This is a genomic window from Vibrio sp. 10N.261.46.E11, from assembly GCF_041472735.1.
Taxonomy (GTDB): Bacteria; Pseudomonadota; Gammaproteobacteria; order Enterobacterales; family Vibrionaceae; genus Vibrio.
This window is the reverse complement of sequence record NZ_JBFRQW010000004.1, coordinates 111,904-127,745: the sequence shown is the minus strand read 5'-3', so window position 1 is coordinate 127,745 and position 15,842 is coordinate 111,904. Positions and strand designations below refer to the sequence as shown.

Here is a 15,842-nt window from a genome sequence, read left to right as displayed (position 1 = left end):
AGTTATAGGCCTAAATCAGAAAGCCTACTTTGCTTTCTTACCAGAACGTTGTTGCTCTTTGTGCGCAAGCTTCTCTTTTTTACGTTGCTCGATAAGGTGAGCAGCATCGCCGCCTACGTGGGTTTCGCCACGAGCATTCGATAGCTGAACTTGCTTTTCACGTTCGCGGAAACGCGCTTTCTGCTTGTCGCTGTGTTTATCAATACACTTAGGACAGCTTACGCCTTTCTCAAAGTGCTCAGACGCTTTGTCTTCGTCTGTGATTGGCAGGCGACAAGCGTTACACACGTCGTAACCGCTCTTCTCTAGCTGGTGGTTAACTGCAACACGACCATCAAATACGTAGCAGTCGCCTTCCCACATGCTCTCTTCTTCTGGTACTTCTTCTAGGTACTTAAGAATGCCGCCTTCAAGGTGATAAACCTCATCAAAGCCTTGCTCTTTCATGTAGGCTGTTGATTTTTCGCAACGAATACCGCCAGTACAGAACATCGCGACTTTCTTGTGCTTCTTAGGATCAAGATTTTCTTCAACGTACTGAGGGAACTCACGGAAGGTTTCAGTGTTTGGGTTTACAGCATTTTTGAATGTGCCGATGTCCACTTCGTAGTCGTTACGAGTATCAACCAGAATCACATCAGGATCAGAGATCAGAGCGTTCCACTCATTTGGTTTCACGTAAGTGCCTACAACGTGGCGTGGGTCGATACCCTCTACGCCCATGGTTACGATCTCTTTCTTAAGCTTAACCTTGGTGCGGTTGAATGGTTGTTCTTCGTTGAACGACTCTTTGTAAACAACATCAGCCAAACGAGAATCTTGTTTGAACCATTGAAGAAGAGCGTCGATAGATTCGCGCTTACCTGCAACAGTACCGTTGATACCTTCGCTTGCAAGTAGCAAAGTACCGCGGATTTGGTTAGCTTCTAACACGTCAGTGAGTGGTTGGCGAATTTCTTGGTAATCATCAAGTGCTACGAATTTATACAGAGCACATACAACATATTGAGACATGGTTTTTCCTTTCTGCGAGCTGGAACGTAAATCCAGAGCGGTTGCCTTTTATGATGCAGACTGAGTTTAATTCACTCAGGTTTGCTCATATTGGCTTATTAAAATCCGCCGCAGTATAACCAAGCCAAGGATGGACAAAAACCAACCAAATGTAGGGCTATTTATCACCTCACTTTTTGTGGACTTACAGTTTGAGGAACAAAAAGGCCCTGCTGTAAAACTACAGCAGGGCCTTGGTATTAATCTGCCTGACTTAATCAGCGGCTACGCTTGGTTAAGTACTTCCGCTAAGCGTTTTACCGCTTCGGTTAATTCTTCTGGGTTGGCGTTAGTGAAGTTTAGGCGCAGTGCGGCTTTCGCTTCATCGGCCTTTGGATAAAATACTGGGCTTGGCACAACTGCCACGCCATTCGAAAGCAGAGTTTTAGCCAGTTCAAAGGTGTCGCACTCTGGGATTTCTACCCAAATGAACATTCCACCATCTACGGATTTTAATACGCAGTCAGCAGGCAGTTGTTTCTCTAGTTCTGAAAACAGCACTTCATAACGAGACTTGTACAGGGTGCGAATGTTTTCCATGTGCAGATTGAAATCTTCATGTTTTAGAAGACCAACAAGCAATGCTTGCATAGGAACGCTTGAGTGCAAATCCGCGCCTTGCTTCACTTTAATCAGTGGCTCAAGGTAGCTGCGTTTACCTGTCACCGCACCAATACGTAAGCCTGGCGATGCAATCTTAGAGAATGAACGAAGAACGATAGAGTTATCAGGGCAGAACGAAGAGACCAACGGCAGTTCCGTACCTGTGAAACGTAGCTCACGGTAAGGCGCATCTTCAATAAATGCCACGTTGTATTTGATACAAAGCTCAGCTACTTTTTGACGAGTTTCTGTTGTCCAACATACGCCAGTCGGGTTATGGAAATCTGGCACCGCATAGAACATCTTCGGAGATTGCTGTGCAAAGCACGTTTCTAGTTCGTCTAAGTTCGGACCAAATTCAGTTTGAGACACAGTCACTATATTCGCCTGAACCAAACCAAACACCTGCATCGCACCCAAGTAGCTCGGCGCTTCCATTACAACCACATCATTCGGATCAACATACGCACGAGCAATCAAATCCAGACCTTGCTGAGAACCGGTACAGATCATTGCTGTGTGAGATTCTGGCAATTGGTAGCTTTGTGTTAGGTGATCAAGCAACGGGCCATAACCCGCAGTCGAACCGTATTGAAAAACTTCAGGCATGTTCGCTAGGTTTTCTAACGTAGGCTTCATTAAATCGATAGGGAATGTTTTCGCATCGGGTAAACCACCGGCCAACGAAATAACATTTGGATCGCTTGCGGCTGCGAGGATCTCTCGAATGTATGAAGATTGAATCTGTTGTAATGACTGTGCGATTTCCATGTGTTGTGTCTCGTCGTTTATCGTTTTTATTCTATCGCTTGATATTACACGGCAATTGTAAAAATTGGCGTGTCCGTTTATGCTCTTAAACATGTCCATTTATGCTATTTAAACGATGTCGCGTCAACACATATCCCGAATCAATGATGTTTTGTTCCATATTCACCAAGACATCAGCCAGCCTTTGTCTGCCAAAGCGCTCTCTGAGATCGCTGCGTATTCAGAGCAACACTTTCATCGTACCTTTAAAAGTGTGGTAGGGGAGTCATTGCATCAATACATTCGACGCACTCGAATGGAGTATGCGGCCAATCAATTAATGTTCGATACCAGCTCGTCTGTGGTTGAGATCGCCCATAAATGTGGCTTTAGCTCGGTGTCTTCGTTTAGCCGCGCATTTAAAGCGACCTTTAATATGTCGCCGGGCGAGTGGCGTAAACATGACTTACAGATCGCAGAAAAACCTTACCTTAAAGATCCCGAAGTGTCGGCAGGCTATTTGAATGTCTCGCAGCGGGAGTTGCCGGAACCTAAAATTGTTGAAGTATCAGACCGAATGGCAGCTTATGTTCGACATACGGGCTATAACCGATCCATTCGTAATGCTTGGTTGATATTGAAAGCATGGGCGAACTCTGAACAGCGTGACTTTTCGAGTCAGTTTGGTTTGCATCACTCTAACCCTGCTTGGGTGGAAATGGACCAGTGCCGCTATGTAGCCTGTATCGCTATTGATGAGCCGATTAAGTACCGCAGTGTGGTTAATCAGATGGTGATTCCCGGCGGTTTGCATGCGGTGTTTAGGCTCAATGGTCGTTATGGTGAGCTGCTACCACAGATCAGTATGGTATTAGAAAAGTGGCTACCTACGTCTGGCTTCAAGCAGCGTTCTACCCCGGCTTATGTGCATTATCATCAGAATCACTTTCTCAACACCGATGAAGTGTTTGAGCTTGATTTCTATCTGCCAGTGAGTTTTTATTAGTAACCCCACTTTTGAGGAAAAATTATGTATCTCGTTTTGTATTGCCACAATATTGGTATGACCGATTTTTCATTCTTTGAAACGGAAGACTTCGACAAAGAAGAGGGCTATATCGTGCGAGGTAAATGGCCGAACGAGAAAGCGTTTCGTGATTACTTAACCAAAGAGCTTGGTGACATGAGCGAATTTAAAGTGATCGACCTAATCGCCAAAGGTGCTGAAGCAGAACACTACTCACCAGAAGAGTTGATGAGCTTATCTCTCTAACTGTCAGCTCAGTAACATCTAGCTCAATATCATATTAAAACCGAATAAAGAAATGGCAGCCTGATTGGGCTGCCATTTTTCGTCTTAGGTGTAAGCTATTTGCTCGACACCTTAAGTAGTGAAATTGGGGCTATTGCGCCACTTCGTTAACCAAGTACAAGATTGACTGATACGGAATGCCGCTGTGGTGTGATAAACCGATCTCACAGGTTCGGCTGTTACTAAAGCCGCGAGTACAGTTGCTCGGCACTTGTTCTTTGAGTGGATGCACTGCTGCCTCATTCAACTCTGGTGTAGTAAAGCCTTTGTCACCCGCCCAACCACAACATTGAATATGCTCAGGAACGATGACCTCTTCGGTACACGCTTTAGCAAGGTTCAACATCGCGCCTTCTAAGCCCATTCGACGAGAACTACAGGTGACATGCAGCATCACGGTTTCTTGTAGCGGCTCAAGTGTTAGATGTTCAAGCAAGTATTTGTTCACAAACCCTGTTGGTTCCAGCACCTCTAGTGGCTTGGTGAACTGCTCAATACTGCGTTTGGCACACGGGCTGGTATCCATTAATACTGGGTATTCACCCTGACGACTCGCTTGCCACAACACTTCTTCGAGCTGTTGCGCTTTAGATTGGGCTAAATCGGTCATTCCTTTGCTGTCGTAAGGCATGCCACAACATTGGTCATCGAGCTTCTTCGGAAGAATTACCTCGAATCCTGCCTTGTTGAGCAGAGACATGGTCACTTCAGTAAGAGGGCGTTGATCACCCGCATCGCTTTGCTGTCCCATGGTTCGACTTGCACACGAAGGCAGGTAAACCACCTTCTTATGATTGTTTGAATTTTCTGCCGTCATTGGTGAAGAGGTCAGTGTATGACTGTTGGACTGTGGCATTTCTGGCATCCAAACGGGTGTCGCGCCTTTAGTCATCGAGCGCAAGCCATTGGTTAGCTTACCGACTGTGTTTGCGCCTAATACTTTGCTCGCCACTTGATTGGTTTTGAGGCCAGCCTTGGTGAGTTTTGTAGTGGTCGAGAAATGATCCGCTGTCCACTTAGCGATTGGCGTAAATTTCTCGTACTTGGCAATACGAAGCTTCTTGATCAAGTCGCCAGTGTTGATGCCAACAGGGCAACGCTCGGCACACAGGCCAGTTGCAGCGCAGGTATCGATGCCTTGGTATTCGAAGGTTTTCTCTAGTTCGCCTGCTTCTATTTCTTCACCCGCAGCTCGGCGGCGTTGCAGTTCTCGGTAGAGAACAATGCGTTGACGTGGCGATAGGGTTAAAGTGCGAGACGGACACACAGGCTCACAGAAGCCACACTCAATGCAGCGGTCGACAAGGTCATCGGCAGCAGGCATTGGCTTTAGGTTTGTGATGTGTGAATTCGGATTGTCATTAATAATAACGCCGGGGTTGAGCAGTCTTTCTGGGTCGAACAACGCTTTGATCTGTTGCATCAAGGCATAACCGTCTTTGCCCCACTCTAACTCCACATAAGGCGCCATGTTACGACCAGTACCATGCTCTGCTTTCAGAGAGCCTTGGTATTTCACCGCAACCAGTTCGGCAACGTCATCCATGAAACCGCCGTAGCGATCGATTTCTGTTTGGCTGTCGAAGCCTTGAGTGAATACAAAGTGCAGGTTGCCTTCGAGGGCGTGACCAAAAATGATCGCTTCGCTGTAGTCGTATTTATCGAACAGCTCTTGCAGTTCTCGAATGCCGTTAGCGAGGTTTTCAACGGGGAAAGCCACGTCTTCAATGATAACGGTAGTACCAACTTCACGAACCGCGCCAACCGCTGGGAACATACCTTTGCGAATGCCCCACAGAGTCGCGACTGTCTTTGGATCGGAAGTGAAAGGCACTGATTCAACAATCGTATATTCCGATAACGCATCCAAAATTGATTTACATTGTAAATCTAAGTCCTGCTGGGAGCTGGCGTGTGACTCAACTAAAATCGCCGCTGCTTCTAAATCTAAGCTCGGCATAAACGCAGGCATACCCGGTTTATCCGCGACTGAACGCAGTGCTCTGCCATCCATCAATTCCACCGCAGCAACCGGCGTTTTTGATAGCGTAGTTACGGCTTTACTGGCTTGCTCTATGTCGGCAAACACTAGCAGCGCCGAAGCTTTGTTCGGATGTTCGATCACCGTGTTGTAGGTGATCTCAGCGATGAAGCCTAGCGTGCCCTCTGAACCAATCATCAGATGTTTAATGATCTCGATTGGATCGTGATAATCGACCAAGGCATTGAGCGCGTAGCCCGTGGTGTTCTTAAGGCGGTATTTATGACGGATTCTGTCGGCCAGTTCTTGGTTTGAAGCTGTCTGTTGATGTAATTCGACAATGCCTTCAAACAGCGCTTTGTGTGATTGCTTGAACGCCTCAACACTGGCGTTATCAGCAGTATCAAGCAGGGTGCCATCGCTCAGTACGACTTTCATGCTCTCGACGGTGCGATAAGAGTTTTGCGCAGTACCACAACACATGCCACTGGCGTTATTCGCCGCGATACCACCGATTTTACAGGTGTTGATTGAGGCTGGGTCGGGGCCTATTTTACGTTGGAAAGGGGCAAGATATTTGTTGGCATCAGCACCAATTACACCAGGTTGAAGAATGATTTGATTGCCGTTATCGACGATTTCGTGGCCACGCCAGTCATCAGTCAATGTGATGAGCACCGAGTCTGAAACCGCTTGCCCTGAAAGGCTGGTGCCCGCGGCGCGAAAGGTAAAATGAATCCCCAGTTCGCGACAGCTTTGAATGGTGAATATGACTTCGTCTAAGTTTTTGAGCCTTAGAACCATTTTCGGCACCAAGCGATAGAAACTCGCATCGGTGCCGTAAGCCAAGCGCTTTGCCTCTTGAGTGACAATGCGTTCCGTTTCTATTTTTTGAGCCAGTATCGCTTCAAGCTGCTGATAAGCTTGTGCGTCTACTACTCGCTCATTAGATGTGGTTGTCTCCATCTTTGCTTCCTTGTGCTTCTTATTTGGCACTGATTTGTTTTTTGTTTTTTGTTTTACTTTCCAGTGCTTAAACGGTGTCACAACGACAGTGGAATTGCTGTGACACCGATTGAACTTCAGCCTAAGTAGACCAAAGCATGAGTCTGAATCTTAGTCATGGAGATTTAGTCTAGCCCCACCAAAGATTCACGAGTTAAGTCTTTGATTGTCTTTGCGCCTGTTAATGTCATCGCAACACGCATCTCTTTGTCGTAAAGGTCGAGCAGGTTCTCAACGCCGGCTTGTCCTTGCGCTGCTAATGCGTAGACGAAACAGCGACCAAGCAAGGTGCAGTCTGCGCCCATCGCCATCATGCGAACTACATCTAAGCCAGTACGAATACCAGAGTCGACCAGAATCTTAGTGTCGCCTTTTACGGCATCTGCAATTGCAGGCAGTGCTTTAGCACTTGATAGAACACCATCAAGCTGACGACCACCGTGGTTTGAAACTACGATACCGTCTGCACCAAATCTTACGGCATCTTTTGCATCTTCTTCATCAAGAATGCCTTTGATGACCATTGGACCGTCCCAGAAATCACGGATCCACTCTAGGTCTTTCCATGAAATCGACGGGTCAAAGTTTTCACCCAACCAACCGATGTAGTCTTCCAATTTGGTTGGAGAACCTCGGTAAGTTGAGATGTTGCCAAGATCGTGTGGCTTGCCCAACAGACCAACATCAACAGCCCAGCTGGGATGACGCATAGATTGAAATACACGACGCATTGCTGCGTTTGGACCACTCATTCCGGAATGCATGTCACGGTAGCGCGCGCCGGGTACCGGCATATCAACCGTGAAGACTAAGGTGGTCACGCCCGCTGCTTTTGCACGTTCAAGAACGTTCTTCATGAAGCCGCGATCTTTTAGTACGTAAAGTTGGAACCACATTGGGCGTTCAATTTTAGGTGCGACTTCTTCAATCGGACACACCGATACGGTCGACATGGTAAAAGGGATACCTTTGTTGTCGGCTGCTTTTGCCGCTTGTACTTCACCACGTCGTGCGTACATACCTGTTAGACCAACAGGAGCTAAGGCAATCGGCATCGCCAGCTTTTCGCCAAACAATTCGGTTTCCAAATTTAGGTCCGACATGTCATTGAGGACACGCTGCTTGAGCGCGATCTCTGCAAGATCGGCCGTGTTGCGGCGTAGGGTATGTTCTCCGTAAGAACCGCCGTCAATGTAGTGGAAAAGAAACGGTGGTAATTTCGCTTTTGCTGCTGCGCGGTAATCAGTCGATGCGGATATGATCATAATTTCAGTCCTAAATTCTTGGGATATTGCCCTTCTATGAGAGCTTGGCTTGGGCTGCTTTAATTACTTGAAAAGTAAGTGTTTGTTCTTTCTTAAACAGTGAAGCGATTAACCAGTTAAGCAATTAATCGGTGAAGCAAATAAACAATGAAACAGAGAAGCAATAAAATGGCGTTAATACCCGAGGGTGTTGATGGGTTTTAGTTTCCATTCCGAAACTCATCAACTGTCTTGTTAGACGGTGTTGCAGTCGGGGAATTGAGTATTAACGCCAAGTGCTTTTGTAACGACTTATGGTTTACATAAGTGCGTCTGTCATTTTTAAGCCGTAGATAACCACTAGGCCGATGATTCCTGTCATTACCAAGTAGTAGAACGTTGGAATGATAGTCTTACGTAGTGTTGCACCTTCGCGTCCTAACAAGCCTACGGTTGCTGATGCGGCTACCACGTTGTGAATCGCAATCATGTTACCTGCTGCAGCACCAACGGCTTGCAGAGCAACAACCACAGCACTAGAGATAGACAGTGTTTGTGCTACTTCGAATTGGAATTGGCTGAACATCATGTTTGAAACGGTGTTCGAACCTGCAATGAAGGCACCTAACGCACCAACCGTTGCACTTAACGCTGGGAATGCGCCGCCGACTAGGTCAGCTGCAAAGTTGGCAGTGGTTACTGGCATACTTGCTAAATCAGCGCCGTTCACGCCAGAGTTAATGAAGATACGAACCATTGGGATGGTGAACACCAACACAAAGCCTGCGCCAATCAGAGTCTTGCTCGACTCACCAAAAGCTTTAGCCAGTGGTGTTGCGCTGCGTGATTGCATTAGAACAGCAACCAGTGCGACGAAGACCAAGATACCGCCAGGTAGATACAGAGGTTGAATCGCTGTGCTTACGCCTGTCTCACCAAGGATGTTGCTGAAAGAAAGGCTAACGCTCTTAAGCAGGCCTTTGAACTCAGGGCTCACACGGCTAGCAACTAGAGTGACAGCGAGCAGCACGTAAGGTGCCCATGCCATCGCCATGCTCATTTTCTTATGACCTTGCTTACTGTTTGAATGAGTGTCATCTAGATCGATTTTCAAAGAGCCTAGCCATTCTGCTGGCCACTTATCTTCGCTTTCGAAATCCCATTTTGATTTAGGGACTAGGAAGCCACGTTTTGCTGCTGTTACAACAATAGCAAGGCCAACCAAACCACCAATCAGTGATGGGAACTCAGCTCCGAGGAAAACCCCCGTTAGTGCGTAAGGAATGGTGAAAGCGGCACCTGCGAACAGTGCGAATGGCAGGATATCAAGACCTTCAGTCCAGCTTTTGTTCTTACCGAAGAAGCGAGTCAGCATCATTGCCATCAATACAGGAATCATCACACCAACGCAGGCGTGGATGATCGCAACACTTGATGTGATCTGTTGTAGGTAAGCATCCCATGTTGAACCATTGGCAATCAGGCTTTCACCGATGTTGTGCGTATCCAAACCTTTGTTTACGCCAACAATGATAGGTGTACCCACCGCGCCGAACGATACCGGCGTAGATTGAATCATCATGCCCATCAGTACCGCAGCTAACGCTGGGAAGCCAATTGCAACCAACAATGGAGCGGCGATTGCCGCGGGTGTGCCGAAGCCAGATGCGCCTTCAATGAAGGAACCGAAACACCAAGCAATGATGATTGCCTGAACGCGACGGTCTGCGGATATATCTGTGAAGCCGTTGCGGATAGTGGTGATAGCTCCTGTGTGTTTCAAAGTGTTTAATAAAAAGATAGCGCCGAACACAATCCAGAGAACCGACACAGTAATGCCGAAGCCTTGGAATACGGAAGCCAACACGCGAGTGCCAGACATATCCCATGCGAATAGGGCGATAGCAACGGTTAGTGCAAATGCCACTGGCATCGCTTTTTTCGCAGGCCAGTTCAGGCCGACCAGCAGAATCGCTGCAACAACTATTGGTGAAAAGGCCAATAGAGCTAGTAGAGTTTCACTCATGGGTACTTCCTCGTACTGTTTTCAAACGTTCATGTTTGAAGTAAAGATCACGTTATGGTTTGTCGTCATTTGAATCGCTCTGGCCTCTAAACGGATACCTTATTTGGGCGACTCTTGTAATTGGAATGACTGTTTTTGTAATTGTTTTGTTAATTTGGCGTGAATTTACCCCTTTATTTTTTATTGATATAGGGAAATAATGAAAATAATTAATTCCAAAATTGGCATAATCAAATGCGAGCAGACGATTTGATCCTGTTTTCACAGGTAGTAGAGCTGGGTAGTTTTAGTAAGGTGGCAGAACAAAATAACCTTACAAATTCGGTAGTTAGTAAGAGAATTGCGCGTTTGGAAGAAGAGATTGGCGTGCAATTATTGTATCGAACCACGCGTAAATTGACCCTGACCGAGGCAGGTAAGGCAATGCTACATAGCGCCAAAAATGTGAAGCAGGCGGCTCAAGAGGCTATGGACGCAGTTTCAGGCTTTGGTGAAAATGTCAGTGGTCATATCAAAATGTCAGTGCCTACTATCTCCGGAGATTTGATACTCGCAGACGCTGTTGCCGAGTTTTGTAATATGCACCCAGGTTTAACGGTCGATATGTCTCTTAACAATCGCTTTGTTGATTTGGTGGAAGATGGCTTGGACTTAGTGATTCGTACCGGTTATCTAGAAGATTCGAGCTTGATCGCCCGTCATATATTGGATTCACAATGGGTAGTGTGCGCTTCCCCTTCTTACATCGCCAAGAACGGTAAGCCGATGTTGCCTAAAGACTTAGTTGAACACAATTGTTTGCAATACGCGTATCAAACAACAGGCGCCAGTGAGTGGCAGTTTCTGCACAGTAAAGATGGCTGTACCGACAACGATAAATACATTGTGCGTGTCTCAGGCTCTTTTTCGACTGACAATGCGACGGCACTAAGAAAAGCGGCGTTGGGTGGTCATGGCGTCGCGTACGTGCCACGTTGTCTGGTGTATCACGATATTCGTAACGGCCAGCTGGTGGATATCTTCCCTGACTTGGTGGGGAAAAAGCTCGGTATCTATGCGGTGTACCCATTTACTCGCCAGCCCCCGAATAAGATTAAGTTATTGATTGAACACATCAGAACGCGTTACCTGACGATTTCACACTATTTTTAATAAGGATCACGATGAGCTATTTAAAAGAGTATCAATATCCAATCACCAATAAACAGATCGTCAGCGATGACTATTTTGGTCAAATAATCGAAGACCCATATCGCTGGTTAGAAGACGACAGAAGTGACGAAACCGCGCAATGGGTGGCGAGTCAAAATGAGGTCACGTTCGATTACCTTGCTCAGATCCCGTATCGCGCAGAACTGCGAGAGCGATTAGCGAAAGCGCAAGACTACAAAAAGAGTTCGCAGCCGTTTGTGCGAGGTGAGTACACCTATTTCTATAAGAACGATGGCCTGCAGAATCACAGTATTCTCTATCGTCAGAAAGAAGGGCAACAAGAAGAAGTTTTCCTAGATCCGAACACTTTCTCGGAAGATGGCACTACATCACTGGGTTCGGTGTCGTTTTCTAAAGATTACAGCCTAGTGGCGTACAGTATTTCAGAGGGTGGTAGCGACTGGCGCAAGATCTTTGTTATCGATACCGAGACCAAACAACAGCTTGAACCCGAAATCACAGACGCCAAATTTACCGGCATCTCTTGGTTAGGCAATCGTGGCTTCTATTACTCCAGCTACGACAAACCAGATGGCAGTGAGCTTTCGGCTCGTACTGAACAACACAAGCTGTACTTCCACGAGTTAGGTTCAGAGCAAGCGAGCGATAAGGTGATCTTTGGTGCGAACAACGCCGAGCAACACCGTTATGTGTCAGGTTACACCACTGAAGACGACCGTTACTTGATCATCTTAGGGCGAGAGTCAACATCGGGTAACAGACTGTTCTATATCGACTTAAACTCACCAGAACAACAGCTGAATACGCTGATTGATCATGTGGATAGCGATATGTACCTCATCGATAACCGAGATGAAGTCTTCATTTTATACACTAATCTCGATGCGCCTAATGGCAAGGTGGTGAGCTTTGATACTCGCGATGGGAAATGGCTCGAAATCATCCCTGAAAAGCCACAGCCATTGGATATCAGCACGGGTGGTGGCCACTTGTTTGCTCACTACATGGTGGATGTGGTGTCTAAGATTGAGCAGTTGGATTACCAAGGTAACCTAGTTCGTGAAATTCATTTGCCTGGGCTGGGAACGGCCAGTGGCTTGGGTGGTAAAAACGAGCAAACCGAGCTTTATTACACCTTTACCAACTATGTAACGCCACCAACCATTTTCTCTTTCGATGTCGAATCAGGCAATTCTGAAATCTACCAACGCTCTGAAGCGCCGTTTGAATCGGATCAATTTGAGTCTAAACAAGTCTTCTATACCTCGAAGGATGGCACTCAGGTTCCGATGCTTATCTCTTATAAGAAGGGACTAAAACTGGACGGCAATAACCCAACCATGTTGTACGCCTATGGTGGTTTCAATGTCAGCCTAACGCCTTCTTTCTCGGGGACGGTTGGCAGCTGGCTAGAACTGGGAGGCGTATATGCAGTGCCGAACCTGCGTGGTGGTGGCGAATATGGCAAAGCGTGGCACAAAGCGGGTACACAACAACAGAAGCAAAACGTCTTTGATGACTTCATTACCGCAGCCGAGTTCTTAATCGAAGAAAACTACACTAGCAGTGATAAGTTGGCGATCCGTGGCGGTTCTAATGGCGGCTTGTTAGTTGGCGCTTGCATGACACAAAGGCCAGAGCTGTTCCAAGTTGCTTTACCTGCGGTTGGAGTGTTGGACATGTTGCGTTACCACACCTTCACGTCTGGCGAAGGTTGGGCGTACGACTACGGCACCTCCGCGCAAAACAAAGAGATGTTCGAATACCTGCTTGGTTATTCTCCGGTTCACAATGTGGTGCGCGGGGGCGATTACCCAGCAACACTGGTTACTACCGCTGATCATGACGATCGCGTGGTGCCAGCCCACTCTTATAAGTTCATTGCAGAGCTGCAAGGTAAGCATGAAGGTGGTGCGCCTGTGATGATTCGTATTGACGTAAATGCAGGGCATGGTGCAGGAATGCCGTTGAGTAAAGCGATCGATCTCACTGCCGATATTTACGCGTTCACATTGTTCAATATGGGGCAGGTAAGCTAAAACATTTCTGCCCTAAAACGTTTTAGTTACAATCACTACTGATTATATCGAATCTTATTATTGATCTAACTAATCTAATTGATTGATACACAATAATCAGGTTGTAAAACGTTGGTGGTTGCTGAAAGCAAATATGTCGTCCTTGCTATTCATTGACGATGCGACTCCCTATTTCAATCATCATATCTTTCATCCAGTTATAGAAAGGGTCGTCACTAAGCCCGATAGACCAGCACATAGAAATAGGAATAGGCTTTAACATTGGCAGTGGGATGCTGCTGTAGCAGTTTTTGTCATCAATGCTTTCAATAAACTTGCTAGGCCCAACCAGATAAGCGTCCGTTGATTTGACGGTTTCCAGAGCTAACCAGAGTGTCGCTTCGTCAAGCAGTACCGGGCTCTCGCCGATCAGCTCATCATATATGTTCTGATATCGGTGCGAGCCTCGAATTTTAACAATCGGGAAGCTTGAAAGAGACTGTTCTAATTGGTCGTTAATAGAAAAAATCGCGTGCTCACGTCTCGCAATCAGTGAACTAGAGGTCTCTCCGATTTCATGAGTCTCGAACCCAGAAAGGCCTTCTGGCAGAGACCCTAACGCAAAATTGATCTCACCCAAGGTCAGTTTCTTTATATTCTCATAGCTCCAACTCTTGCAGGTCACCGTCACATTAGGGGCATACGTTGATACATCTTTAATGATTTGCGCCATCCAATGAGGGCTTGCGTAATCTGAAAGCATGATAGTGACATTCTGTGTCACCTCACTTAAATCAAGCTCTTCTGAATCGACTAAGTTTTTGAACTGATTACATAGCAGCTCGACTTTGGGATATAACTGAATCGCTTTTTGCGTGAGCACCAATTGATTCCCAACTCTCACCAAAAGAGGATCATCAAACATCTCTCGAAGCTTTGATAGCTGCTTGCTAACAGCAGGTTGAGTAATAAACAGCAGCTCTGAACTTTTAGAAATATGCTTTTGCTCTAATAGAACAAGCAGTGTTTTTAGTAAGTTGAGATCAAGCGATCTAATCTTTGAAAACTCACTATTCCTCATAGTTATGCCCTTCATAAATATTCATCACTTCAAATTCTAAGCCCAAGCGTTATTCTTTTCAAAAGAAATCAATTAGAAATGGTCATTGGAGCAAAATATGATGAGAAAAAGCGTGTTAGCTACCGTTTTAGCCGGTGTACTGCCTTCCCTATCAGCAACGGCAACAGAGCAACCCAATGTGGTCATTATGATGGTCGACAACTTGGGCTTTGGAGAGCTTCAGTCGTATGACAGTACGCGAGGCGTCGCGACACCAAACCTAGATAAATTAGCAGAAGAAGGCATCAGGCTGACAAACTTTAATGTTGAGCCTCAATGCACTCCTACCCGTTCGGCATTTATGACTGGTAGACGCCCATTGAGAACGGCAACAACAGAGGTTGTTTGGGGCATGGATTACGGCATGGTGAACTGGGAGGTTACCATGGCAAATAAGTTTAAGGAGCAAGGTTACAACACCGCCATGTATGGTAAATGGCACCTTGGTGATACTGAAGGTCGTACACCTTTGGAACAAGGGTTCGATGATTTCTTTGGGGTACTGAATACTTCAGACGAATCACTCTATTCGTCACAACTCCACTTTGAAAACGAAGATGGGTACGTCCCAAAGATCCAAGACACCGTCGATGGAAAGACAAAAGATGTCATGGATTTTAATTTAGAGACTCGCCGAACTATTGATGAGCAAGTCACTCAACGAGCGATTACACACATCAGTCAACAATTAGAAGAAGGCAACCCTTTCTTTACGTTTGTGTCTTTTACTCAGCCACACCTGCCTACAATCCCTCACCCAGATTTTGCAGGAGTGACAGGCAAAGGAGATTACGCCGATGTTTTACATGAAATTGATTTTCGTGCAGGGCAAATTATCAACACCATTGATAAAGCCGATGCAAGAAAAGACACATTAATTATCTTTATGTCAGACAACGGTCCAGAGTGGCACTACCCTCATCATGGTATCGCAGCACCATGGAGAGGCAATTATTTTACAGCGCTTGAAGGGTCAATACGTGTGCCATTTATCGCTTCTATGCCAGGCACCGTGAAGGAGAAAAACGTCAGTAATGAAATTGTGCATGTTGTTGATGTCATGCCATCAATTGGCGAACTTGTCGGCTATGAGATGCCATCTGATCGTCATATCGATGGTATTAGCCAGTGGGCTCATCTGAAAGGCGACATGGAGCAATCTAATCGTGATGGTTTTTATATCAGTAATGGACAAATCATTCAGGCATACAAATGGAATGATTGGAAACTGCATTTCTACGATCAAGATATTATGCCAGAAGCCCCTGTTAAACGTCAGATCCCAGCCGTCTATGATCTGTCTAGCGACCCTCAAGAAATGTATGACATGCGAGCTGATGGCGTCCGTATTTTCCCTACGGTAGTTAAACGAAACGTCGCGATTCAACAAAACCTTGCGGTAAGTTGTGACACCATTCCTTTCCCTGCACCTATGGAGTACAAACCGGACTGTAAAGGCGTTGATTTCACTCAGCATATACCTGACGGTTTTAGAAAAGCTGAAAAGTAACAACCATTTGCACGACTGTCATTAACGTTAGGCAGGTAGGACATAAA

11 protein-coding genes are annotated in these 15,842 nt (G+C 46.2%); 5 read left to right on the top strand and 6 right to left on the bottom strand.

The genetic code is table 11. From position 1 onward, the window contains the following. Positions 1-24 precede the first annotated feature (24 nt). A complete protein-coding gene (locus tag AB4407_RS02600) occupies positions 25-1,014 on the bottom strand; it encodes a rhodanese-related sulfurtransferase (protein ID WP_372118334.1) in 990 nt (329 codons plus the stop codon). A 264-nt stretch (positions 1,015-1,278) separates the two neighbouring features. After that, on the bottom strand, positions 1,279-2,427 hold the full coding sequence (locus AB4407_RS02595) for a PLP-dependent aminotransferase family protein (protein ID WP_372118332.1): 1,149 nt from the start codon (positions 2,425-2,427) through the stop codon (positions 1,279-1,281). A gap of 115 nt (positions 2,428-2,542) precedes the next feature. Here AB4407_RS02595 and AB4407_RS02590 point away from each other — a divergent pair, with 115 nt between their 5' ends. Continuing rightward, positions 2,543-3,412, top strand: coding sequence for a GyrI-like domain-containing protein (locus AB4407_RS02590; protein ID WP_372118329.1), 870 nt, complete (start codon positions 2,543-2,545; stop codon positions 3,410-3,412). A gap of 24 nt (positions 3,413-3,436) precedes the next feature. Further along, positions 3,437-3,679, top strand: coding sequence for a hypothetical protein (locus AB4407_RS02585; protein ID WP_210445522.1), 243 nt, complete (start codon positions 3,437-3,439; stop codon positions 3,677-3,679). Between the two features lie 130 nt (positions 3,680-3,809). Here the strand turns inward: AB4407_RS02585 and AB4407_RS02580 are convergent, their stop codons facing one another. The 3 genes from AB4407_RS02580 to AB4407_RS02570 form a co-directional block, all read right to left on the bottom strand. Beyond that, entirely contained in the window at positions 3,810-6,665 is a 2,856-nt protein-coding gene (locus AB4407_RS02580) for an FAD-binding and (Fe-S)-binding domain-containing protein (RefSeq protein WP_372118326.1), read from the bottom strand. A gap of 164 nt (positions 6,666-6,829) precedes the next feature. Then, the gene (gene lldD, locus AB4407_RS02575) at positions 6,830-7,969 is read right to left on the bottom strand and encodes an FMN-dependent L-lactate dehydrogenase LldD (protein WP_372118324.1); all 1,140 of its coding nucleotides are present in this window, start codon (positions 7,967-7,969) and stop codon (positions 6,830-6,832) included. A gap of 298 nt (positions 7,970-8,267) precedes the next feature. Next, a complete protein-coding gene (locus AB4407_RS02570; RefSeq protein ID WP_372118321.1) occupies positions 8,268-9,974 on the bottom strand; it encodes an L-lactate permease in 1,707 nt (568 codons plus the stop codon). A gap of 234 nt (positions 9,975-10,208) precedes the next feature. Here AB4407_RS02570 and AB4407_RS02565 point away from each other — a divergent pair, with 234 nt between their 5' ends. Continuing rightward, on the top strand, positions 10,209-11,126 hold the full coding sequence (locus AB4407_RS02565) for a LysR family transcriptional regulator (RefSeq protein ID WP_132981897.1): 918 nt from the start codon (positions 10,209-10,211) through the stop codon (positions 11,124-11,126). An 11-nt stretch (positions 11,127-11,137) separates the two neighbouring features. After that, entirely contained in the window at positions 11,138-13,186 is a 2,049-nt protein-coding gene (locus AB4407_RS02560; protein WP_372118318.1) for a prolyl oligopeptidase family protein, read from the top strand. Between the two features lie 145 nt (positions 13,187-13,331). Here AB4407_RS02560 and AB4407_RS02555 read toward each other — a convergent pair whose 3' ends face one another. After that, positions 13,332-14,261, bottom strand: a complete 930-nt coding sequence (locus AB4407_RS02555) for a LysR family transcriptional regulator (RefSeq protein ID WP_372118315.1) — start codon at positions 14,259-14,261, stop codon at positions 13,332-13,334. Between the two features lie 82 nt (positions 14,262-14,343). On the opposite strand from AB4407_RS02555, the gene AB4407_RS02550 reads away from it, so the two are divergent. After that, the gene (locus AB4407_RS02550; RefSeq protein ID WP_372118313.1) at positions 14,344-15,795 is read left to right on the top strand and encodes a sulfatase-like hydrolase/transferase; all 1,452 of its coding nucleotides are present in this window, start codon (positions 14,344-14,346) and stop codon (positions 15,793-15,795) included. The last annotated feature ends 47 nt before the right edge of the window (positions 15,796-15,842 follow it).

What these genes read in the sequence shown, in the direction of transcription:
- AB4407_RS02570 (WP_372118321.1), bottom strand. Translation starts at nt 9,974, where the DNA reads ATGAGTGAAACTCTACTAGCTCTATTGGCCTTTTCACCAATAGTTGTT.
- AB4407_RS02560 (WP_372118318.1), top strand. Translation starts at nt 11,138, where the DNA reads ATGAGCTATTTAAAAGAGTATCAATATCCAATCACCAATAAACAGATC.
- AB4407_RS02595 (WP_372118332.1), bottom strand. Translation starts at nt 2,427, where the DNA reads ATGGAAATCGCACAGTCATTACAACAGATTCAATCTTCATACATTCGA.
- AB4407_RS02600 (WP_372118334.1), bottom strand. Translation starts at nt 1,014, where the DNA reads ATGTCTCAATATGTTGTATGTGCTCTGTATAAATTCGTAGCACTTGAT.
- AB4407_RS02585 (WP_210445522.1), top strand. Translation starts at nt 3,437, where the DNA reads ATGTATCTCGTTTTGTATTGCCACAATATTGGTATGACCGATTTTTCA.
- lldD (WP_372118324.1), bottom strand. Translation starts at nt 7,969, where the DNA reads ATGATCATATCCGCATCGACTGATTACCGCGCAGCAGCAAAAGCGAAA.
- AB4407_RS02580 (WP_372118326.1), bottom strand. Translation starts at nt 6,665, where the DNA reads ATGGAGACAACCACATCTAATGAGCGAGTAGTAGACGCACAAGCTTAT.
- AB4407_RS02555 (WP_372118315.1), bottom strand. Translation starts at nt 14,261, where the DNA reads ATGAAGGGCATAACTATGAGGAATAGTGAGTTTTCAAAGATTAGATCG.
- AB4407_RS02550 (WP_372118313.1), top strand. Translation starts at nt 14,344, where the DNA reads ATGATGAGAAAAAGCGTGTTAGCTACCGTTTTAGCCGGTGTACTGCCT.
- AB4407_RS02565 (WP_132981897.1), top strand. Translation starts at nt 10,209, where the DNA reads ATGCGAGCAGACGATTTGATCCTGTTTTCACAGGTAGTAGAGCTGGGT.
- AB4407_RS02590 (WP_372118329.1), top strand. Translation starts at nt 2,543, where the DNA reads ATGTCGCGTCAACACATATCCCGAATCAATGATGTTTTGTTCCATATT.